The organism is Desulforapulum autotrophicum HRM2 (assembly GCF_000020365.1).
Taxonomy (GTDB): Bacteria; Desulfobacterota; Desulfobacteria; order Desulfobacterales; family Desulfobacteraceae; genus Desulforapulum; species Desulforapulum autotrophicum.
The window spans coordinates 1,952,599-1,973,725 of record NC_012108.1; the positions used below are offsets into that span (position 1 = coordinate 1,952,599).

22 protein-coding genes and 1 tRNA gene are annotated in these 21,127 nt (G+C 49.8%); 17 read left to right on the forward strand and 6 right to left on the reverse strand.

From position 1 onward, the window contains the following. Positions 1-53: 53 nt before the first annotated feature. From HRM2_RS08455 to HRM2_RS08480, 6 genes are all read right to left on the reverse strand, one after another. A complete protein-coding gene (locus tag HRM2_RS08455; RefSeq protein ID WP_015903594.1) occupies positions 54-770 on the reverse strand; it encodes a class I SAM-dependent methyltransferase in 717 nt (238 codons plus the stop codon). Next, entirely contained in the window at positions 767-2,020 is a 1,254-nt protein-coding gene (locus HRM2_RS08460) for a glycosyltransferase family 4 protein (protein ID WP_015903595.1), read from the reverse strand. Before HRM2_RS08460 ends, HRM2_RS08455 begins: the two co-directional genes overlap by 4 nt. Before the next feature lie 7 nt (positions 2,021-2,027). Beyond that, positions 2,028-2,103 (reverse strand) — tRNA-Arg (locus HRM2_RS08465). Between the two features lie 36 nt (positions 2,104-2,139). Further along, positions 2,140-3,441 carry a bifunctional folylpolyglutamate synthase/dihydrofolate synthase gene (locus tag HRM2_RS08470; protein WP_041273784.1) on the reverse strand — a complete coding sequence of 434 codons (1,302 nt, stop codon included), beginning with the start codon at positions 3,439-3,441 and terminating at the stop codon, positions 2,140-2,142. Positions 3,442-3,645: 204 nt separating this feature from the next. Continuing rightward, positions 3,646-3,867 carry a 30S ribosomal protein S21 gene (gene rpsU / locus HRM2_RS08475; RefSeq protein WP_269719612.1) on the reverse strand — a complete coding sequence of 74 codons (222 nt, stop codon included), beginning with the start codon at positions 3,865-3,867 and terminating at the stop codon, positions 3,646-3,648. Positions 3,868-3,970: 103 nt separating this feature from the next. After that, positions 3,971-4,645, reverse strand: coding sequence for an adenylate kinase (locus HRM2_RS08480; RefSeq protein WP_015903598.1), 675 nt, complete (start codon positions 4,643-4,645; stop codon positions 3,971-3,973). Between the two features lie 451 nt (positions 4,646-5,096). Between HRM2_RS08480 and rho the strand changes: the two genes are divergently transcribed. From rho to HRM2_RS08565, 17 genes are all read left to right on the forward strand, one after another. Then, positions 5,097-6,344, forward strand: coding sequence for a transcription termination factor Rho (gene rho, locus HRM2_RS08485; protein ID WP_015903599.1), 1,248 nt, complete (start codon positions 5,097-5,099; stop codon positions 6,342-6,344). Between the two features lie 39 nt (positions 6,345-6,383). Next, positions 6,384-6,611 carry a 50S ribosomal protein L31 gene (gene rpmE, locus HRM2_RS08490; protein ID WP_015903600.1) on the forward strand — a complete coding sequence of 76 codons (228 nt, stop codon included), beginning with the start codon at positions 6,384-6,386 and terminating at the stop codon, positions 6,609-6,611. A 70-nt stretch (positions 6,612-6,681) separates the two neighbouring features. Then, complete coding sequence (prfA, locus tag HRM2_RS08495) at positions 6,682-7,746, forward strand: peptide chain release factor 1 (protein WP_041273153.1); 1,065 nt, start codon at positions 6,682-6,684, stop codon at positions 7,744-7,746. A 3-nt stretch (positions 7,747-7,749) separates the two neighbouring features. After that, positions 7,750-8,637, forward strand: a complete 888-nt coding sequence (prmC, locus tag HRM2_RS08500; protein ID WP_015903602.1) for a peptide chain release factor N(5)-glutamine methyltransferase — start codon at positions 7,750-7,752, stop codon at positions 8,635-8,637. 171 nt (positions 8,638-8,808) lie between these two features. Continuing rightward, the gene (gene rpsB / locus HRM2_RS08505; protein ID WP_015903603.1) at positions 8,809-9,651 is read left to right on the forward strand and encodes a 30S ribosomal protein S2; all 843 of its coding nucleotides are present in this window, start codon (positions 8,809-8,811) and stop codon (positions 9,649-9,651) included. Positions 9,652-9,677: 26 nt separating this feature from the next. Beyond that, positions 9,678-10,274, forward strand: coding sequence for a translation elongation factor Ts (tsf, locus tag HRM2_RS08510; RefSeq protein ID WP_015903604.1), 597 nt, complete (start codon positions 9,678-9,680; stop codon positions 10,272-10,274). 2 nt (positions 10,275-10,276) lie between these two features. Next, positions 10,277-10,999 (forward strand): UMP kinase, encoded by a 723-nt coding sequence (pyrH, locus tag HRM2_RS08515; RefSeq protein WP_015903605.1) that lies wholly within the window; start codon positions 10,277-10,279, stop codon positions 10,997-10,999. 23 nt (positions 11,000-11,022) lie between these two features. Then, entirely contained in the window at positions 11,023-11,580 is a 558-nt protein-coding gene (gene frr / locus HRM2_RS08520; protein WP_015903606.1) for a ribosome recycling factor, read from the forward strand. Further along, on the forward strand, positions 11,546-12,337 hold the full coding sequence (locus HRM2_RS08525) for an isoprenyl transferase (protein ID WP_232364230.1): 792 nt from the start codon (positions 11,546-11,548) through the stop codon (positions 12,335-12,337). Before frr ends, HRM2_RS08525 begins: the two co-directional genes overlap by 35 nt. Next, positions 12,307-13,116: a phosphatidate cytidylyltransferase gene (locus tag HRM2_RS08530; RefSeq protein WP_015903608.1), complete on the forward strand. Its 810-nt coding sequence runs from the start codon at positions 12,307-12,309 to the stop codon at positions 13,114-13,116. Before HRM2_RS08525 ends, HRM2_RS08530 begins: the two co-directional genes overlap by 31 nt. A 10-nt stretch (positions 13,117-13,126) precedes the next feature. Then, entirely contained in the window at positions 13,127-14,278 is a 1,152-nt protein-coding gene (locus HRM2_RS08535; protein ID WP_015903609.1) for a 1-deoxy-D-xylulose-5-phosphate reductoisomerase, read from the forward strand. A gap of 13 nt (positions 14,279-14,291) precedes the next feature. Continuing rightward, positions 14,292-15,362, forward strand: a complete 1,071-nt coding sequence (rseP, locus tag HRM2_RS08540) for an RIP metalloprotease RseP (RefSeq protein WP_015903610.1) — start codon at positions 14,292-14,294, stop codon at positions 15,360-15,362. A gap of 1 nt (position 15,363) precedes the next feature. Next, positions 15,364-18,369: an AIR synthase-related protein gene (locus HRM2_RS08545; protein ID WP_015903611.1), complete on the forward strand. Its 3,006-nt coding sequence runs from the start codon at positions 15,364-15,366 to the stop codon at positions 18,367-18,369. Continuing rightward, a complete protein-coding gene (locus tag HRM2_RS08550; RefSeq protein WP_015903612.1) occupies positions 18,369-19,190 on the forward strand; it encodes a phosphoribosylformylglycinamidine synthase subunit PurQ in 822 nt (273 codons plus the stop codon). Before HRM2_RS08545 ends, HRM2_RS08550 begins: the two co-directional genes overlap by 1 nt. Before the next feature lie 2 nt (positions 19,191-19,192). Beyond that, positions 19,193-19,807: a poly-gamma-glutamate hydrolase family protein gene (locus tag HRM2_RS08555; protein WP_015903613.1), complete on the forward strand. Its 615-nt coding sequence runs from the start codon at positions 19,193-19,195 to the stop codon at positions 19,805-19,807. Between the two features lie 249 nt (positions 19,808-20,056). After that, entirely contained in the window at positions 20,057-20,659 is a 603-nt protein-coding gene (locus HRM2_RS08560) for a poly-gamma-glutamate hydrolase family protein (protein ID WP_015903614.1), read from the forward strand. A gap of 39 nt (positions 20,660-20,698) precedes the next feature. Further along, positions 20,699-21,124: a GNAT family acetyltransferase gene (locus HRM2_RS08565; protein ID WP_015903615.1), complete on the forward strand. Its 426-nt coding sequence runs from the start codon at positions 20,699-20,701 to the stop codon at positions 21,122-21,124. Positions 21,125-21,127 lie beyond the last annotated feature (3 nt).

A 21,127-nucleotide genomic window follows, 5' to 3' on the forward strand; every position in this document is an offset into this window, starting at 1 on the left:
TTTGCCGACGTTGATTTAACTTTGTGGGCACATTAAGATTGAGGGGTACCGGATCAGTCCTGGTTCTTTTGAAAGTAAAGGGCCAGGCTTTTTCCCATCACAGGGTTAAGAATCCTGTCCAGCATTTTTGTAAAAAGGGGTTTTTCCATGAGGTCCCACACCAGGAATCGGTGGTAGAGGTTAACGCACCAGGCATCGGTTCGGGTCGGGCCCACAAGGCACTTTAACCACCAGAACGGGGAATGGAGGCTGTGGGCGTGGTGAAACCCCCTGTAACCCATCCCCTGGGATACGATTTTTGCGATTAGATCATTTTTTTTGTAGATACGAATGTGACCCTGATTGACGTTGTGGTAGTCGTGGGACAACCACCAGCAGATTGCCTCGGGCCAGTACCTTGGTACACTTACCCCCAGGGTTCCCCCGGGTTTGAGCACCCTGATGATTTCAGCGATGGCTTTTTTTTCATCTGGGATATGCTCCATGACCTCGGAGCAGATCACCGTGTCAAAGCCTGCGTCACAAAAGGGAAGCCGTGTGATGTCCGCTGCGGCAAGGCTCCAGGAGGAACCCTTGGCCGTTGAAAGCTGCTGGTGGAGTTCAAGCTTTGTTTTTGAGGTCAAAAGATCCTTTGGGTTTCTGTCTGCACCCACACAAAAGGTGTCGCCCTGCTCATATCCCTGGGCCGTGTGCCTTCCTTCGCCGCATCCAATGTCGAGGATTTTTTGTCCAGGTTTCAGGTCCAGGCGTTTAAAATCAAGAGTGATCATTTGCAGTTTTCCTCAAGGATGATTTTTCTGTAGGCCTGGGCGGTTTTAATGGCTGTGGTTTCCCAGGTAAAGTTTTCCATTACCCGTTTATAGCCTGCTCCAGCAAGGCGGTCTCTTTCTTTGGGGTCATCGAGCAGTTCGTCAATGGCTGTTTCCAGGGCTTTGGCATCCCCAGGGGGAACCATTTTGGCTGCATCGCCTGCAACTTCGGCAAGTGCGCCGCCCGTGGTTGATATCACAGGAATTCTGCAGGCCATGGCCTCTCCCACGGGTAGACCGAATCCTTCGTATAGGGAGGGGACCACGGCGATGCTGGCCCGTGCATACTCTTGAAGAAAGCGGTCGTTGTCAATCCTTCCGGTGAATTCCACATGGTCCCTAAGGTCCAGGGATTTCACCAGGCGCTCGATACCACCGTTTTTTTTGGGGCTTCCAATGATCGTAAGCTTCACGGGTCTTCGTTTGGACAGGTTCTTTACGGCATGCAGAAGATAGTAAAGGCCCTTCAGGGGGGTGTCGGCAGAGTTGGTGACAATAAGCCCGGAGAGGTCTTTTTTGACGGTTTCAAGGGGGTAGAAGATGCCTGTATCGATGCCGATGGGAATGGTTGTGAATCGATTTGTGGGTAGGTCAAATTCCCGGGCGATGTCGTTTTTCGAGTAGTCGGAAACGGTGATGAGGTGCTTGAGCCGTCTTGCCACAAATTTCTGCATCCCAATAAAGGAATACCACCTTAGGTGTTTGGCCTTTTTTATAAAGGAACGTGTGCTCTGTACAGCGATTCTGCGGTCCACGGTGATGGGGTGGTGCACGGTTGCCGTGACCGGGATTCTTCGTGCCAGCGAGAGCATGCTGTAGCTCAGGCTTTGATTGTCGTGGATGATGTCGTACCGGTCGAGCCTGTTTTTAAGATAGGTGTTTGCCCGCATGCCAAAGGTGAGGGGTTCTGGATATCCCATGGTTGACACGCCCAGCCATTCAAGAAGGTTGATAGGGTCCTTGAGCTCTTTCAATGAGGGCGTTCTGAAAAGATCGTCGGGATTGTATAGGTCCAGGGTCTTGAGCATGGTCAGTTGTGGGCCGTTGTTTGAAGAAGGGCCCAAAAGAGGATCTGGAGGACCTGCAATTACTTCCACCCTGTGGCCAAGATTCGTCAGGGCCCGACTCAGATTCCTGACATAAACCCCCTGGCCGCCGCAGTGGGGGTTGCTCCGATAACTGATGATGCCTATTTTGAGTGGTTTTGTCATGATGAGGTGGTGCGCCCGGCTGGAATCGAACCAGCGATCTTCAGCTTCGGAGGCTGACGCCTTATCCACTGGGCTACGAGCGCTAAAAATCGTACTTTACTCCTTAAAAGGTTGGCATGTCAAGGGCGAATATCAGTTAATATCTTTTTTCTGGCTTCACCCGCAACATATAGGGAGCCTGCGATGCAAACGGCATCCTGGGAAGAGGAGGTCGCTATGGCATGGGCCACGGCGTCGCCAACCTTTTCAATGACTGTTATTTCTCCTGTAAAAAGAGTCCTTGCCGTCTGCTCCAGAAGATGGGGATCAATGCTTCTCTTGTTGTCGGCCCGGGTGAAGATAATCCGATCGGCCCAGGGTACAAATTGTTTGAGCATTGATGAGAAATCTTTGTCATCAAGAATGCCTAGAACAAGGGTCAGCCGTTTGTCGGAAAATTTTTCCTCGAAATAGCGGGCAAGATTTATAGCCGCTGCAAGGTTGTGGGCGCCATCAATCACCACAAATGGGGTTTGCATTATGGTTTCCAGGCGACCCGGCCACTGGGTTTTTGAAATACCCCTTTGGATGATTTCATCAGAAAGCACAGATGCCTGTTTTTTTTGTGGGGGAAAAACAAGCTCGACCGCGGCAATGGCAATGGCTGAATTGTCCAGCTGGTGAAGGCCGGGCAGTCGGGTTTGAACCCCTGTAATGGTTCGTTCAATGCCGTTGTAGGTGAACCTGGTTCGATCCGGCTCCTGGCTTACATGGAAATCGTTGTCCAGTCGATACAGCGGGGCCATGTTTTTCTGGGCAAGCTTTGTTAAAACGGCCAGGGCATTCTCCTGGTTGACGCCGGTGACAACCGGGGTTTTGTGCTTGATTATCCCGCCCTTTTCCATGGCAATGGCCTCAAGGGTATTGCCCAGGTATTCGGTGTGCTCAAGGGAAATATTGGAGATGACCGAAAGTTTGGGCAAAAGGATGTTTGTTGCATCCAGGCGCCCGCCCATGCCCGTTTCGATAATGGCCCATTCAACCCCTTCTCGGGCAAAGAGGTAAAAAGCAATTGCCGTTGCCAGTTCAAAAAAAGTGGCCTTCCGCTCGGCCGTGTCCGCCTTATTTAACGCCACATAGGCTTCTACAATGTCATTGTCCGACACTTCCCTGCCGTTGATGACAAACCGCTCATTGAACTTGATGAGGTGGGGGGAGGTGTAAAGGCCGACCTTGAAGCCCGCCTCCTTCAGGATGGAAGCAATGTACGAGGCAATGGAGCCTTTGCCGTTGGTTCCGGCAATGTGAATGCTTTTGAATCGTTTTTCAGGAGAACCCAGGTTGGTGAGTATTTCGGAGATGGTTTCAAGTCCGAGTTTGATGCCAAACCGCCCACGTTTGTACATGCGCTCAAGGCATTCTTCATAGGAGATCTGTTTCATTTTATGCGATGCTCTGTCTGTTCTTTTTTTGTATGAAACGCCCACCGAAGTATTGCAATCAGGGGCGTATCCCATTCGTTGCGGCCAAAGCAGTTCCCCTGCTCCGGCCATACCGGTTCTGTAGAAAAACCCGACAGACATGTGAGGTCACTGCCTGCCGGGTTCCTGGTTGATCACTAAAGCGGCTGCTTCAGCAGCCTTCCTTTAATGTTTCCTTGAGGTTGCAATGCGTTGTCTTCTCATTGCCTCTCTCATCTTACGTCGCCTGAATTGGCTCGGTTTTTCAAAATGTTTCTTCATTTTCAGACGTTTGAAAAGTCCGTCATTCTGAATTTTTTTCTTCAGAATTTTCATGGCCCTTTCAACGTCATTGTCAATGACTTTGACTGTGATATCCTTCAAATGTATCGCCCCTTTCTTGCCCACCGTAACGATGGTTTATTTTTTTTAATATTTGATAATAGAATTAATCAAACTTAATATCAGAGTCCATGGCAATGGGCAAGTAAAAAATGATCAAGCCCTATTGCTAAAGCTTGGATACAAGTTCCTTGGTGACGTCGGGAAGGGCATTCTTACCTTCCAGGGTGATGTATTTGATGGAGTCATCTTTTTTTGCAAGATCCCGAAAATAATATGCCGCAGCAAGGGTGCCGTCTACATCATTGTAGTAGATGGAGTGACGCTTATCAATGGCTGTCTCATCCTGGTCGTCGGCCCGGGAACTCAGGGCACCGCCGCAGACCCTGCATTTGTCTCCGTTGGGTTTGATGGCGTCGATGAAGATGTTATTGGGATGGTTGTTGTCATTCTCGCAAAGCCTGCGGCCCATGATCCTGTCCTTTGCAATCTGGCGGTCAAGGAGCATCTCAATGATGATGTCAAGCTTCATTTTCTCTTTTTTAAGGGATGCGTCAAGTTTTTCGGCCTGAACCTTGTTTCTTGGGAATCCATCAAGGAGCCACCCTTTTGCGCAGTCATCCTGTTTGAGGCGGTCAAGTATCATGGGGATGGTGATTTCGTCAGGTACAAGGTCGCCCTTGTCAATGTATGCCTTGGCTTTCATCCCGAGATCAGTTCCGCCCTTGATGTTGTCCCGGAAGATTGCGCCGGATTCAATGTGGGCGATTTTGTACTTGTCCTTGAGGATTGATCCCTGGGTGCCCTTGCCGCTTCCGTTGGGTCCGAAAAAAATGATGTTCATTTAAATCTCCTTTTTCTGTTTTAATGGTGATTTCTTGCTCTTCCTGGAAAGAGGATGTTACCTCTTATATGGTTCGTTTTAGTCAGCTCACAAAAGATGCTGGTCTTTAAGTATAAAAGTGGTTGACGATTGTCAAGCTTTGCCGTCTTGAAAAGAGATTTTATAGGTGGCGTTTTTCTGTGGGGCTTTCCTGTATGACCTGCTGCTTGGTTTCAAGTGTTAATAAAACAAAGCTTTTTGTTGACATGGGGTAGACTATGGTATAAGTAAAATTCTGTATGTTCCATACGATCCAAAAATTCAGAATACGCCGGTAAAAAAAATAAATGCGTTAAAGCTGCAGTAACCGTATTTCACAGAAGAATTTCGATCCATAAACGAAGGTATTCTTCGAATTTAATCCACATAAAAGGCAGCATGAAAACCAACCATACCTACGGAGTTTATTCCCATGAATCTTGAAGAGCTGAAAAGGATGAAAATCAGTGAGCTGACTGAGCTTGCAAAGAAGTATAAACTCAAGGGGGTCGGTGGTGTCAAAAAGCAGGAATTGATTTTTGCCCTGCTCCAGGCTGCCATTGAGGAGAGCGGTCAAATCTATGGTGAAGGAACCCTTGAAATTCTTCCGGATGGATTTGGTTTCCTGAGGGCTCCAGATTACAACTATCTTCCCGGACCTGATGATATCTATGTCTCTCCTTCCCAGATCCGCAGGTTTAATCTGAGGACAGGGGATACCCTGTCAGGCCAGGTGCGTCAGCCAAAGGATAGTGAACGTTATTTCGCCCTGTTAAAGGTTGAGGCTGTCAACTATGAGAACCCTGAGCTTGCCGCAGAGACCATTTTGTTTGACAATCTCACCCCCCTTTATCCCGACCGGAAGATGAGCCTTGAGCGGGAACCTGACAATTATTCCATGCGGGTAATTGATATGATGGCGCCCATTGGTTTTGGTCAGCGGGGGTTGATTGTGTCACCGCCAAGAACCGGTAAAACCATGCTCCTGAAAAATATTGCCAACTCCATGATCGCCTCCCATGAGCACATTGTTCCCATGATTCTGCTCATTGACGAGCGGCCCGAGGAGGTCACGGACATGGCCCGGTCCGTCAAGGCAGAGGTGATCAGTTCCACCTTTGATGAGCCTGCCGAGCGCCATGTACAGGTTGCTGAAATGGTTATTGAAAAGGCCAAGCGAATGGTTGAGCAGGGTCATGATGTTGTGATCCTCCTGGATAGCATTACCCGTCTTGCTCGGGCATACAATGCGGTGATGCCTCCCTCTGGAAAGATCCTTTCCGGCGGTGTGGATTCAAACGCCCTGGACCGACCCAAGCGTTTCTTTGGTGCAGCCAGAAACATTGAAGAGGGTGGAAGTCTCACCATCATTGCAACGGCCCTGATCGATACGGGCAGTCGCATGGATGAGGTGATTTTTGAGGAGTTCAAGGGAACCGGTAATATGGAGCTCGTCCTCGACAGAAAGCTTGCTGACCGGAGGATTTTTCCAGCCATTGATATGAATAAATCCGGTACAAGAAAAGAAGAACTCCTCATGGATCCCCTGGTGCTGAACCGGGTTTGGATTCTGAGAAAGCTCCTGTCGAGTCTTAATCCGGTTGATTCCATGTCTTTTTTACTTGATAAAATGCAGGGAACAGAGGATAATAAAGAGTTTCTTGATTCAATGAATTCTTAGTGATAATGAAAAGTAGATATATAACAAGGAGTTAAGGGTATGAAAAAAGATTTACATCCAGAATACAAACGAACAATGGCATCATGTGCATGTGGCAATACCTTGGAGGTTGGTTCCACAAGGGATGAGATCAAGGTAGAAATCTGTTCCAAGTGCCATCCCTTTTTTACGGGCAAACAGAAGTTGGTTGACACTGCTGGAAGGATTGACCGCTTCAAAAAGAAATATGCGGGATTTGACGCCGCAGCCGCTGCAAAGAAAAAGTAAACTAATTTTTTTAAAATTCGGGGGAGGTTGGGCACCATGTGCCCGGCTTCCCCTTTTGGATTTGCAGAACATGATAAATAAACTACAGGGTATAAAAGAGCGGTACATAAAGCTTGAAAATCTTTTGAGTGATCCTGCTGTTATTGCAGACCAGGTAAAGTACCAGCGCTGTCTCAAGGAACATGGAGAACTCACCAAGGTGGTGTCGGCGTTTGCCGATTATCAGGCGGTTCTCCAGCAGATGGGCGAGGCCAAAGATCTCGCAAAGGACCCTGATCCTGATATTCGAGAGATGGCCAAGGAAGAGACGGCTGATCTTCGTGCACAGCGGGAAGGGCTTGAATCAAAGCTCAAACTCCTTTTAATGCCAAAGGATCCAAGGGATGACAAGAACGTCATTCTCGAGATTCGGGCGGGCACGGGTGGTGAGGAGGCAGGGCTGTTTGCAGCGGATCTGTTTCGCATGTACTCAAGGTACGCCGAAATCAAGGGCTGGACTGTGAATGTGATTGAAAGCAGTCATTCGAGTGCCGGCGGGTTCAAGGAGGTGATCTCCATGATCAAGGGCAATGGGGCTTTCAGTGCATTCAAGTATGAAAGTGGTACCCACAGGGTGCAACGGGTGCCTGAAACTGAAACCCAGGGACGGGTTCACACGTCGGCCGTGACGGTCGCCGTTCTGCCCGAGGCAGAAGACGTGGAACTCAAAATTGAACCCTCCGAACTTAAAGTGGATGTGTTCAGGGCGTCCGGGCCAGGCGGTCAGTCTGTAAATACCACGGATTCTGCGGTCAGGATCACCCATCTTCCCACTGGTATTGTCGCCACATGTCAGGATGAAAAATCCCAGATCAAGAACAAGATTGCGGCCTTGAAAGTTCTCAAGGCTCGGATTTTAGATGCCATGGTCAGGGAGCAAGAGGCGAAGAGAGCGGCCCAGCGTAAGGGACAGGTGGGAACCGGTGACCGGTCTGGAAGGATCAGAACCTACAACTTTCCCCAGGGCAGAATGACGGACCACAGGATAGGCCTTACCCTGTACAGACTCGACAATATCATGGGTGGGGATATCCAGGATATCATTGATGAACTCAAGACCCATGCCCAGGCCGAGGCCCTTAAGGAAGCAAATTAGATCGTGGGAGCAGACAGGGATCTCTGGACCATCCGGCGGATACTTGCCTGGACTGAGGGGTATTTTGAGGAAAAGGAAATTGACAGCCCCCGCCTGACTGCTGAAATTCTGCTCTCCCATGCCCTTTCCATCAAGCGGCTTGATCTCTATCTTCAGCATGACCGCCCCCTTAATCGCGATGAACTTGCCGCCTTCCGCCAATTGATAGAACGCAGGGGTGATCGTGAGCCCGTGGCCTATATTACCGGCACCAAGGGGTTCTGGGAGTCTGAGTTCACAGTGGCACCCGGTGTGCTCATTCCCCGGCCGGACACTGAGGTGCTTGTTGAGCAGGCCCTTGAGTTTCTTGCCCGGAAAAACATTTCCATGGGCCGTGTGCTCGAGCTTGGTGTGGGGTCAGGTGCAGTGATCATAAGCATTGCAAAGGCCAATCCCGGACTCTACTGTTTTGCAACTGATATCTCCCTGATTCCTTTGGAGGTTGCGGCCTTTAATGTAAAACAAGAGCTGGAATTACCAAACCTGTCGTTTGTGGCAGGATCCTGGTTCTCACCGTTCAATGGAAGGGCGAAGTTTGATCTCATCGTTTCAAATCCACCCTATATTCCCACCGGTGACATCCAGGGACTTCAGCCGGAAGTGAGCCGTTTTGAGCCCAGTTTGGCCCTTGATGGAGGAGAGGACGGCCTGGATTGCATCCGTTTGATCATGGCCAAGGCCTGTGATCATCTTGTTCCGGGAGGGGTGCTGCTGATGGAGACCGGTTCAGGCCAGAGAAGGGGGGTTGAAAAAATATTCAAGGAATGTCCGGGGTTTTCCACTGTCGAATTTTTCAACGACTATGCAGGGCTTCACCGGGTGGTCCGGCTGGGAAAAAAAGATTGCCAATGAATACCCCTTCTGATATATAAAGTAGGATTTGTTTGCGGTGAATTAATCACCTCTATTACACACACTCCCTGATCCTGCATTGGGTGCATTTCAATGCTGTATGAAATGTCTATGTCGGAAAAGACAGGAGTGGTGGAAAAAAAACCATTTAAGAGATTTTTGGAGAGAATTATGGCTTACGTTACAATGAGAGAACTTCTTGAGGCAGGCGTCCATTTCGGTCACCAGACCCGGCGTTGGAATCCCAAGATGAAAAAGTACATTTTCGGTGCAAGAAACGGTATTTACATTGTCGATCTTCAGCAGACGGTCAAAATGTTCAGGGATGCCTATGATTTTATTACAGATGTGACAGCCCAGGGCAAGAGCGTTCTTTTTGTTGGAACCAAAAAGCAGGCAAGGGACTCTGTTTACGAAGAGGCCAACCGGGCCGAGACCTATTATGTGCAGAACCGCTGGCTTGGTGGAATGTTGACAAACTTTCAGACCATTAAAAAGACAATCAGTCGGTTTGAATTTTTGAGCACCATTGAAAATGATGGCACCATTGAAGACTACCCCAAGAAAGAGCGGGTCAAAATGGCCAAGGAACGTGTCAAGCTTGAGGCGTGTATTGGCGGTATTTCCAAGATGAAAAATCTGCCCGGGGCTATTTTTGTGATTGATCCCAAGAACGAGTCCATTGCCGTTAAAGAGGGTAAAAGACTCGGCATTCCCATTGTGGCGGTTGTCGATACCAACTGTGATCCCGATGATATCGATTACGTCATCCCCGGAAACGACGATGCCATCCGGTCCATTCGTCTGTTTGCTTCAAAGATTGCCGATGCGGCCATTGAAGGTCACCAGCGCTATCTTGAAAAGCAGAATGCAGGATCGGACAAAGATATGGATGAAGCGGCCTTTGGGGGATCTGCCCCTGTTGCTGCGGCGGTGGAGAGAACCATCGAGTCCGACGGTTCGGACGGTCCTGTTGTGGAGATGATCAGAAGAAAAACGATACCAGCTGAGTAGGCTGAAGACATACAAGGAGCATTAGAATGGCTGAAATAACAGCGGCAATGGTAAAAGAACTCAGGGATAAAACTGGGTCAGGCATGATGGACTGCAAAAGGGCCCTGGCTGAGAATGAGGGTGATCTTGAAAAAGCCCTTGACCACCTTCGTAAAAAAGGCCTTGCAAAGGCCCAGAAAAGGGCTGGCAGGACAACTTCTGAAGGGGTTATTTTTCCCTATATTCATACCGGTTCAAAACTTGGGGTTTTGGTTGAAATTAACTGCGAGTCTGATTTTGTTGCAAAAACAGATGCATTCCTTGAGTTTGCCAAAAATATAGCCATGCACATTGCAGCGGCAAATCCAGGTGGTCTCAACCCCGAAGATATTCCAGAAGAGATTGTGGCCAGGGAGAGAGATATTTACCGTTCCCAGGCCCTGGAACAGGGCAAACCTGAAAGCATTGTGGACAAGATTGTTGAAGGCCAGGTCCAGAAGTTCTACAAGGAATCCTGCCTCATGAGTCAACCTTTTATTAGAGACCCTAAAAAGACGATTGCCGAGATCACCACTGAAGCCATTGCCAAAATTGGGGAAAATATCCAAATCAAGCGTTTTACACGTTTTCAGATAGGAGAATAGCCTTGGACGGGACACCCGAATTTGATAGAATCCTGATCAAGCTCAGCGGCGAAGCATTGATGGGTGATCAGGGCTTTGGTATCAAGCCTGAAATGATCTACTATGTTGCAAAAGAGGTGGCAGCGGTTCACAAACTGGGTGTCCAGGTCTCCATGGTCGTTGGCGGAGGCAATATCTTCAGGGGTGTTGCCGGAAGTTCGGCGGGCATGGACAGGGCTTCAGCCGATAACATGGGGATGCTGGCAACGGTCATCAATAGCCTTGCCCTGTGCGATGCCCTGGAAAAGCAGGGCGTGCCCACACGGGTTCAGTCGGCCCTTCCCATGAACCAGGTGGCAGAACCCTTTATTCGCAGAAAGGCCGAGCGCCATCTGGAAAAAGGGCGGGCTGTTATTTTTGCCGCAGGCACGGGGAATCCTTATTTTACCACGGACACGGCAGCCGTCCTTAGGGCCCAGGAACTCCATGCCCAGATTTTGTTCAAAGCAACCCAGGTGAATGGGGTCTATGACAAGGACCCTGCTGTACATAAGGATGCGACGTTTATTAAAAAGATTTCCTACATGGAAGTATTGGAACGTCAGCTGCGTGTCATGGACATGACTGCCATTTCCCTGGCCATGGACAACGATCTGCCCCTTCAGATTTTTGATCTACACACCCCCGGTAACATTGCAAAGGCCGTTTGCGGAGGTGAGATCGGCACCCGAATCTATAACAGCTGAGCATTGATGGAGCAAAAACGATTATGATAAATGAACTATACAAGGAAACCCGGGACAGGATGGTTAAGTCTGTCAAGACCCTTGAAAAAGAGATGACAAGGGTTCGCACGGGCCGGGCGTCCATGACCATGCTTGACGGCGTCAAGGTTGACTATTACGGAACTTTGACTCCATTAAATCAGATGGCATCCATTGCCATACCAGAAAGCCGGATGATCACGGTTCAGCCCTGGGATATAAGTGCCATCAAAGAGGTTGAAAAGGGGATTCTCAAGGCAAACATCGGCCTTACCCCCTCAAGCGATGGAAAGATCATCCGGATTACCATTCCGCCCCTTACCGAGGATAGACGCAGGGAGATCGCCAAGACGGTCCACAACACCTGTGAAGAATTCAAGGTTGCCGTTAGAAACATCCGGCGTGACAGCAATGATACCTTGAAATCCTTGCAAAAGGACGGTGACATCAGCGAGGATGAGAATTTTAAGGCCCAGAAGGAAGTTCAGGATATCACCGACGAATTTATCAAACAAATCGAAGCGGTGTTTGCAGCCAAAGAAAAAGAAATCCTTGAGCTCTGATCTTTTTGAACAGCATGGGATTGATCCGGAGCGGATTCCACGCCACGTTGCCGTGATCATGGACGGCAATGGCCGCTGGGCAAAAAAACGGTTCATGAACCGTGTCAACGGCCATCAGCAAGGGGTAGAAACGGTTCGCACCATTGTCACTGCAGCCCGCCAGATCGGCATAGATGTTCTTACCCTGTACGCCTTTTCAACGGAAAACTGGTCAAGGCCGGCCTCAGAGGTAAAGGCCCTCATGGTGCTTCTCAAACGGTTTTTGGCCAAGGAAATTGATACCCTTGACCGTCAGGGGGTTTGCCTCAATGTGATTGGTCAACAGTCCAGGCTTCCAGATGATGTTCAAACCCAGATCGAACGGAGCATGGTCCAGACCCGTGGCAATACCGGCATGGTCCTGAACCTTGCCTTGAGCTACGGAGGAAGGGAAGAGATCACACGGGCGGTTCGAGCGATTGTAAATGAGGTCTCCTCAGGTGGGCTTTCAGTCCAGGATATCACTGAAGAAACCGTGGCGGAAAGACTTTACACCGCAGGTCAGCCCGACCCGGACGTTTTGATTCGCACCAGCGGGGAGATGCGCCTGAGCAATTTCATGCTCTGGCAGGTAGCCTACGCTGAACTTTTTATCACTGATACCCTGTGGCCCGATTTTTCCCAAAAGGAATTTCTCGATATTATTAGACAATATCAGACCCGGGAGCGCAGGTACGGAAAGGTCCCATGCATCTCAAACGATGGATCACAGCAATAGTCCTTGTTCCAGCCCTTTTTTTCATTCTTTTGAAGGGATCTGCCCCGGCCTTCACCGTGGTGGTGACCCTGGTGGCCCTGCTTGGCCTTAAAGAATACTTCACAATTGTCAACCCCCCTTCCAGTCCTGATAAATTTCCAATTATCCTTTTGATTCTCTCCCATGTCATGGGCGTTGCAATCATCTGGGGGGCCCACGAAGGCGGAGCAGGGGCAGCCCTTGCCATGGTGGCACTCAACCTGTTGATTACAGCCCTTGTGGTTATCTTTAGCTTTTCTCCCGATTCCACGATTTTTGACAGCGCATTCAAGCAGATCATGGGCATTGTCTACGTTCCCCTTTTTCTGTCGTTTCTTGTTTTGATTAGAAACTCTGACCAGGGGGCCATTTGGGTCATCTGGACTTTTCTCATCGTTGCCGCAAGCGATACAGGGGCCTTTTACGTGGGCACCCATTTTGGCAGACGCAAGCTTTCTCCTCGGGTGAGCCCCAACAAAAGCGTTGAAGGTTCAATTGCAGGCCTTGCAACGGCAGTTCTGGTCGGTGTTTTGTTCAATCAGCTGTTTGTTGACGGCGTCTCCTTGTTCCAGGCAGTCGGCTTTTCAGTCCTGGCAGCGGCCGTGGGGCAGGTGGGCGATCTTTTTGAATCTGCATTAAAGAGAAGGGGACGGATAAAGGATTCAGGATCGATTCTTCCCGGCCACGGCGGGATACTTGACCGTATCGACGGTCTTATTTTTGCCCTGCCCCTTGCCTTTGTTTTTAAGACCTTATTGTGAAGCTTCAGTGATGATAAAACGTTTATCCATTCTTGGGTCAACCGGTTCCATTGGCACGAGCGCCCTTGACGTGGTGATGCTGCACCCGGATCTGTTTGATGTGCGGGTGCTGGCTGCAGCTACCAATATCGATCTTCTGGCCCGGCAGATCAGGGTCTTTAAACCGGAAACTGTTGTGGTCCTCGACGAGATCCATGCCGCAAGGCTGGCGGATCTCCTTGCCGGCGGACCTGTCCCCGAGATTCTTTTTGGCGATTCTGGTTATGCCCGGGGGGCAAACCACGAAAAGGTGGATTTGGTGCTCCTTGCCATGGTCGGAGCCGCAGGTCTTTTGCCAGCCATTGCCGCAATCGAGGCCCGAAAAGAAGTGGCCCTTGCCAACAAAGAGACCCTTGTGATGGCAGGCGACCTTGTCATGGGACTTGCCCGAAAAAATAAGGTCTCCATCCTTCCTGTAGACAGTGAGCATTCGGCCATATTTCAGTGCCTTGCTGGAAATCAGGCAAGGGATCTCAAAAAGATTTTTTTAACGGCTTCGGGCGGGCCGTTTCTCCATACGCCACAGAAAGAATTTTCAGCCATAAAACCTGAACACGCCCTGAGCCATCCCACCTGGAGCATGGGCCACAAAATCTCCATTGATTCTGCAACCCTCATGAATAAGGGGCTTGAAATTATCGAAGCGGTCCACCTTTTCGATCTTTCCATAGACCAGGTGGAGGTGATTGTCCATCCCCAGAGTATTGTTCACTCCATGGTGGGCTTTAACGACGGTTCGGTCATGGCCCAGATGGGAGTGCCGGACATGCGCACGGCCATCGCCCTTGCCTTTTCCTGGCCCCACCGGCTGACCCTTGATCTTGACTTTCCCGATTTTACGGCCCTTGGTGGTCTCGTGTTTGAACGACCGGACTCAAGTCGTTTTCCTTCAATCGGATTTGCCGTTGAGGCCTGCCGACAACGGGGCACCCTGCCGGCGGTGATGAATGCGGCAAACGAGATAGCGGTTCAGGCGTTTTTAACGGCCAGGATAGATTTTTCCGGCATTTTTACCATGGTCGAAAAGACCATGGCACTCCACCAGAGGGTTGACGATCCCACCCTTTCGGATATATTAGAAGCAGATAAATGGGCAAGGCAGACGGCTTTGGCCCTTATCTAGTAAGGAAGATATTATGGGTCATTCATTGGTTGCATTTGTGGTAGTTCTGGGTGTTCTGATTTTTTTCCACGAGCTGGGACATTTCCTCGTGGCAAGATTTTTTGGTGTGGGGGTTGAAACATTTTCCCTGGGGTTTGGCCCAAAAATTTACCGAAAAAAAATTGGATTGACCGAGTATTGCCTGTCCATCATTCCCCTTGGCGGGTATGTCAAGATGGTCGGCGAAGATCCGTCAACCCAGATTCCAGACAAGGACCGCTCGCTTTCGTTTACCCACAAGCGGCTCTACCAGAAGAGCCTTATTGTGGCGGCAGGACCGATTTTTAACTTTGTCCTGGCCGTCCTCATTTTTTACGTGCTGTTCCAGGTGTCGGGCAGTTACTATGTGAGGCCAGTTGTTGGAACTGTTGCCGATGACTCGCCGGCCTTGAGCGCCGGTGTCAAGCCCGGTGACCTGATTACGGCCATTGACGGAGTTGCGGTTGAATCCTGGGACGAAATGGTTGCACTTATCGGTAATTCCAGGGCTGAAAAGCTTGATTTTCTAATCAACAGGAGCGGACAAACCCTGAACATTCCCATTGTTCCAGAGCAGACCACCGCGACCAACATTTTTGGTGAATCCATCAAAAAGCCCATGATCGGCATCTCATCGGCAGGCGATGTGGTTCACGAACGCCTCAATCCTGTTGAGGCCCTGGTACAGTCGTTTGTCAGAACCTGGGAAATCATCAAGCTAACCCTGCTTTCCGTGGGGAAGATTTTTACGGGATCTGTGTCGGCTAAGAGCCTGGGCGGACCCATCATGATCGCCCAAATGGCTGGCCAGCAGGCCGAAGCCGGCATGGCCAACCTGGCCTTCTTTATTGCCATGCTCAGCATCAACCTCGGTATCATCAACCTTTTTCCAGTGCCGGTCCTTGACGGAGGTCATCTGCTCTTTTTCGGTCTCGAGGCCCTTACCGGAAAACCTGCCGGTGAAAGACTCAGGGAACGGGCAAACCAGTTTGGCATTGTGCTCCTCTTGACCCTGATGGTTTTTGTTTTTTATAACGATATCTTAAGAATATTTAATGGTGAATAATATGATCTCCTGTATAGAGATTGCCCTGAAGCCCGATCTTTTTGATGCGGAAGCCGCAAGCCTTAAAAAAAAGGCGCTTGATTATTTTAATATCAGGCTGACCGACGCCAGGACAGTCAACCTTGTCACCCTGGAGGCCGATTTCACCGGGGATGAACTCGTTGTCATCAAGGATGAGATTCTCACCAACCCGGTGACCCAGATCTCTTCTTTAAAGCCCCTGGACATTGCCTTTGACTGGTGCATCTGGATCGGGTTACGGCCTGGGGTTCGTGACAACCCAGCCAGCACGGCGGTTGAGGCCGTGGAAGATTTGTTAAATCAACATTTTGACGCCCAGGACGGAATCTACACCTCAAAGCGGTATGCTGTTACAGGAGACGGCCTCAAGAGAGACGAGATCGAAATCCTGGCCAGGGAGCTGTTATCAAATCCCATCATCCAGCAATGGAAGGTGTTCTCACGGGCTGAGTGGGATCCGGAACAGGGGGTGAACACAGCACCGGCAAAGGTCCGTCTTGACCACGAGCCCGAGTTTGCCGTCCTGAGCATTGGTTCAAATGATGAGCTTCAGACCATCAGTGACCAGCGAAATCTTGCCCTTAATCCCAGGGATATTCCGGTGATCAGGGCGTATTTTTTAGACCCTGATGTCCGACGATCCAGGGCTGAGGCAGGCCTTGCTGAACCCACGGATCTTGAGCTCGAGTACATTTCCCAGGCACGCAGCGATCATTGTAACCACAATACCTTCCAGGGACTGTTCCGCTATGTTGACGCAGACACCGGCAAATCCAGCGTTGAGGAAAATCTGTTTAAAAAGTATATCAAGGAACCGACCCTTGAACTAAAGAATAAAAAACCCTGGGTGGTTTCAGTGCTGTGGGATAATGCAGGGGTGGGCCGTTTTGATGAATCCAGCAACTATGTGATCACAGGCGAGACCCACAATTCACCCTCAAACATGGAGGCCTACGGCGGTGCCATCACGGGAATTGTGGGGGTTTACCGGGACCCCATGGGTACCGGGCTTGGATCCAGGCTCATCATGGGCAGTTTTGGATTCTGTGTGGGTGAGCTTGATTACAAGGGACCTCTAAAACCCAACCTCCATCCCAGGCGCCTCCTTGACGGGATCGTTGAGGGGGTTAAGGATGGCGGTAACAAGAGTGGGGTTCCCACTACCTTTGGTCAGACCTTGTTCAACAGTGGGTACATGGGAAAAAGCCTGGTATTTGTTACGGCCCTTGGCATCATGCCGGCTAAGGTTGAAGGGCATCCCAGCCATGAAAAAGAGACATGTCCCGGTGACCTCATCGTCATGAGTGGCGGCAGGGTGGGCAAGGATGGGATACACGGGGTTACGGCATCGTCCGAGGTGCTGTCGGAAAATACCCCTGCTGGCCACGTCCAGATCGGTGACCCATACACCCAGAAGAAAATGCACGATTTCCTCCTTGCGGCAAGGGACGAAGGACTCTACCGGTTTATCACGGACAACGGCGGCGGGGGCCTTTCCTCGTCCGTGGGTGAGTCCGCCATGATCAGCAATGGCTGTGAAGTCTGGCTTGACCGGGTACCCTTAAAGTACGAGGGCCTTGATATGTGGGAGATCTGGATCTCCGAGTCCCAGGAGCGCATGACCATTGCTGTGCCACCTGAAAATATCGATCGGTTTCTGGCCCTTTCCCTGGAGCATGCCGTTGAGAGCACGGTGATCGGCACCTATACGGACACGGGCAAGCTCCACATCAAATACAAGGAACAGACCTGCGCCCATGTGGATATGGATCTTCTGGACAAGGGTTTTCCCAATTGGGAGTTTGACGCTGTCTGGACTTCGCCTGAAACAAGAGGGTTGTACGAACCTGTGCTTGGTGAACCCAGGGATTTTGAGCGCCTTGTGTGTGATATTCTCCAAAGGCCCAACATCTGCTCCAAGGAGTATATCTTCCGTCAGTACGACCATGAGGTCCAGGGAGGGAGCGTTGTAAAACCCCTTGTGGGCTGCAACCGCAACATTCCGTCCGACGCCTCTGTGATCCGGCCGGTGTTGGAATCAGCCAAGGGCCTTGCCTTTTCCCAGGCAATTATTCCCTGGTACTCAAAGATTGACGCCTTTCATATGATGACCTGCACCATTGACGAGGCTGTCCGCCGTATCATTGCCGTTGGCGGCACCCTTGACCATATTGGTGGAGTTGATAACTTCTGCTGGCCTGCCATCGGGTATGATTCGGTAAAGAATCCCGATGGGAAATTCAAGGCAGCCCAGCTGGTCCGGGCCTGCCGGGCGTTGAAACAGGCGTGCATGGCCTATGAAATCCCCCTGCTTTCAGGCAAGGACTCCATGTATGTGGACGGCCATTTGACCGGCCAATACGGTGAGACGGTCAAGGTGTCGGCCATGCCCACCATGCAGTTTTCCGCAACAGGTGTGATCGCTGATATTTCAACCACGGTTACCATGGATCCCAAGGTCAGCGGCGATTTTGTCTACGTACTGGGCGAAACGTTGAATGAACTCGGAGCGTCCGAGTACTACGAGCTTTGCGGGGCCACGGGCCTTAACGTGCCGGTGGTTAAGTTTGAAAAATTCAAAGTGGTTTACAAGGCCCTTACCCGGGCCATTGACAAAGGAATCATCGCCTCGGCCCATGCGGTTTCACGGGGCGGACTCGGAGTTCATCTTTCCCTGTGCGCCATGGCCGGGGGCCTTGGCATGGACATTGACCTTGCCGCTGTTCCAAAGAACGGGCAAAGGGGCAGTTTGAGAAACGACACCCTTTTGTTTTCCGAATCCGCGGGTCGGTTCATTGTCACTGTGGCTCCTGAAAACAGGGAAACCGTTGAAAAACTCTTTAAGGGCATGGCCGCAGCTTGTGTGGGAACCGTGACCGACCAGCATAAAAGTTTAAAAATCAGGGCCATTGATGGACGGGTCCTTGTTGACACTGCAATCGATACCCTTGAAACCGTGTGGCAAAGACCGTTGGGAGAGATGTAATGAAACAGGTAAAAGCGCTCGTATTAACCGGATTTGGACTCAACTGCGACATGGAAACCGCCCGGGCCTTTGAGCTTGCAGGTGCCTCGGCCCAGCGGGTTCACATCAACGCCCTGGTCAACCAGCGTGTTGATCTTGACGGATTCCACATCCTTGCCTTTGGCGGCGGATTCAGCTGGGGAGATGACCACGGTGCCGGGGTGATCCAGGCGTTAAAGCTTAAAAATCATCTGGGTGACAAGCTGCTTTCGTTTGTTGAAAAGGGCCGGCTTGTCATGGGAATCTGTAACGGTTTCCAGACCCTTGTCAACCTGGGACTCTTGCCTGGCCTGGAAGGGGACTACACCCAAAGAAGCGTTGCCCTGACCTGGAATGACTGCGGCAACTTCAGGGATCAATGGGTCAACCTCCAGGGAAATCAACAAAGTCCCTGTGTGTTTACACCGGGAATGGCGGCGGTGGAGCTTCCCGTTCGCCATGGGGAGGGCAAGTTTGTCACGGATGAGAAAACCCTTGCCCGGCTCATTGACAACAACCAGGTGGTGTTTCGCTATGCAGACAAGAACAATCAGCCGGCCAGGGGGCGTTTTCCCATGAACCCCAACGGTTCCATGGACGACATTGCCGGCATCTGCGATCCAACGGGCCGGATATTCGGTCTCATGCCCCATCCTGAAGCGTTCAACCATGAGTCCAACCACCCGGACTGGCCCCGGACCAAAGAGATATTGAAGCGCTCTGGAAAAGAACCTGACCCGGGGGTAACGCCTGGCATTCAGATTTTTAAGAACGGTGTGGATTATATGCGGTCAAAGCTTTAAATATGCCAGATAAATATTCGAATTATGATGAGTTAAGCCAGAATGAAAGACAGGATGTGGATTATACGATTTTCCATCGTGGGACGGATTCACAACTTGCTGTAATGGCTATTCACGGTGGCGGCATAGAGCCAGGCACCTTAGATATTGCGGATGCCATTGCCGGATGTGATCATACCTTTTATTGCTTTAAAGCGTTGAAAAAATCATGGAGCAATTTATTGCACATAACCAGCAATGGATTTGATGAACCGCTTGGAATACAGGTTGCACAGAAAGCGCTTACTGTTATTTCAATTCACGGGGCCAGATTCAAAACGGAAACAATTCACATCGGCGGAAGAAATCAATACTTGGGACAAAAAATAATGCATGCATTGATAGACGCCGGATTTAACGCCAAAATAAGTAAAGTACCTGGGTTAAAGGGGATCAGCCCTGGAAATATTTGCAACAGATGCAAAAGCAGGGAAGGGATTCAACTGGAAATATCAAGGGGCTTAAGGGAAAAAATGTTTGATGATCTTAAATTTCGTAATTTGAGAAAAAGGACGGTTTGTTTTTATAAATTTGTAAATACCATGAAAGAGGTCCTGTCAACTTTTACGCAAGCCTGAGCCAGGGGAAACGCATTAAAATTTGGCATAATTTTGATTTCAATAAATTCGAATGTGGTCCTTCGGTGCCAACGCTACCTTGATCAGAAGGGCGATAAATCCCAACGGTCAAAAATGAGGGTGGGGACTCGGTGTTAGTTCTTTGAAAAATATTCATGACAGAGGCTATCGGGTTTTTGTAAGGTGTTAGCGGTGATAATCGATGGTTGCCAATAACGTATTAATAATCTCCTAACTTAATGTGACATTATGCCAGACAAATATACGAATTATGATGAGTTAAGCCAGAATGAAAGACTGAATGCTGATTATGCGATTCTTCATCGTGAAGTTGATTCCAAAATTGTTGTAATATCTCCCCACGGAGGGGGGATAGAGCCGGGCACCATAGATATTGGCGATGCCATTGCCGGATGTGATCATACCTTTTATGCATTCAAAGGTCTGAAGAAATCAGGGAATAAAATATTGCACATCACCAGCAATAGTTTTGATGAGCCGCTGGGAATACAGGTTGCACAAAAGGCCCTTATTGTTATCTCAGTTCATGGCTCCAGATTCAGAACGGAGACAGTTCACATCGGCGGAAGAAATCAGCTCTTGAAACAAAAAATATTGCATGCATTGAAAGCCGCTGGATTTAATGCCGAAATAAGTGAACTCCCTGAGCTTCAGTGGATCAGTCCTGAAAATATTTGCAACAGGTGCAAAAGCGGGGAAGGGGTTCATTTGGAAATATCAAGGGGATTAAGGGAAAAAATGTTTGATAATCTTGATATTCGTAGTTTGAGAAAAAGGACGAAGTGTTTTTACAAATTTGTTAATACCCTTAAAGCGATTCTGTCAATATGAGAAAGGAAAAAAGCTGATGACGTTTCAGAAGCCGCATCCATGAACGTTGAAATAAGACCCTATCAGACCGGTGATGCGTTGCCCGTCATTCAGCTGTGGACCGACTGCGGCCTTGTCGTTCCACAGAATACTCCCCATGATGACATCTGCCGGAAGCTCAAGGTGCAGCCGGAAATGTTTCTGGTGGGGTGTTTTGAAGGGCAAATCGTTGCCACTGTCATGGCAGGTTACGATGGCCATCGCGGCTGGATCAACTATCTTGCCGTGGACCCTGTTCATCAAGGTTCTGGTATGGGCAGACGTATTATGGAAAAGGCAGAAACCCTGCTTCAGCAATCGGGTTGCCCGAAAATCAACCTCCAGGTACGGAATACCAATGTCAAGGTAATTGAGTTCTATCAAAAAATCGGGTACAAACAGGACAATGTCATCAGTTTAGGCAAGCGCCTGATTTTGGATGAATGAGCG

Coding starts and splice junctions, on each gene's coding strand:
- HRM2_RS08455 (WP_015903594.1), bottom strand. CDS start 770: ATGATCACTCTTGATTTTAAACGCCTGGACCTGAAACCTGGACAAAAA.
- HRM2_RS08460 (WP_015903595.1), bottom strand. CDS start 2,020: ATGACAAAACCACTCAAAATAGGCATCATCAGTTATCGGAGCAACCCC.
- HRM2_RS08470 (WP_041273784.1), bottom strand. CDS start 3,441: ATGAAACAGATCTCCTATGAAGAATGCCTTGAGCGCATGTACAAACGT.
- HRM2_RS08480 (WP_015903598.1), bottom strand. CDS start 4,645: ATGAACATCATTTTTTTCGGACCCAACGGAAGCGGCAAGGGCACCCAG.
- rho (WP_015903599.1), top strand. CDS start 5,097: ATGAATCTTGAAGAGCTGAAAAGGATGAAAATCAGTGAGCTGACTGAG.
- rpmE (WP_015903600.1), top strand. CDS start 6,384: ATGAAAAAAGATTTACATCCAGAATACAAACGAACAATGGCATCATGT.
- prfA (WP_041273153.1), top strand. CDS start 6,682: ATGATAAATAAACTACAGGGTATAAAAGAGCGGTACATAAAGCTTGAA.
- rpsB (WP_015903603.1), top strand. CDS start 8,809: ATGGCTTACGTTACAATGAGAGAACTTCTTGAGGCAGGCGTCCATTTC.
- tsf (WP_015903604.1), top strand. CDS start 9,678: ATGGCTGAAATAACAGCGGCAATGGTAAAAGAACTCAGGGATAAAACT.
- frr (WP_015903606.1), top strand. CDS start 11,023: ATGATAAATGAACTATACAAGGAAACCCGGGACAGGATGGTTAAGTCT.
- HRM2_RS08530 (WP_015903608.1), top strand. CDS start 12,307: ATGCATCTCAAACGATGGATCACAGCAATAGTCCTTGTTCCAGCCCTT.
- HRM2_RS08535 (WP_015903609.1), top strand. CDS start 13,127: ATGATAAAACGTTTATCCATTCTTGGGTCAACCGGTTCCATTGGCACG.
- rseP (WP_015903610.1), top strand. CDS start 14,292: ATGGGTCATTCATTGGTTGCATTTGTGGTAGTTCTGGGTGTTCTGATT.
- HRM2_RS08545 (WP_015903611.1), top strand. CDS start 15,364: ATGATCTCCTGTATAGAGATTGCCCTGAAGCCCGATCTTTTTGATGCG.
- HRM2_RS08550 (WP_015903612.1), top strand. CDS start 18,369: ATGAAACAGGTAAAAGCGCTCGTATTAACCGGATTTGGACTCAACTGC.
- HRM2_RS08555 (WP_015903613.1), top strand. CDS start 19,193: ATGCCAGATAAATATTCGAATTATGATGAGTTAAGCCAGAATGAAAGA.
- HRM2_RS08560 (WP_015903614.1), top strand. CDS start 20,057: ATGCCAGACAAATATACGAATTATGATGAGTTAAGCCAGAATGAAAGA.
- HRM2_RS08565 (WP_015903615.1), top strand. CDS start 20,699: ATGAACGTTGAAATAAGACCCTATCAGACCGGTGATGCGTTGCCCGTC.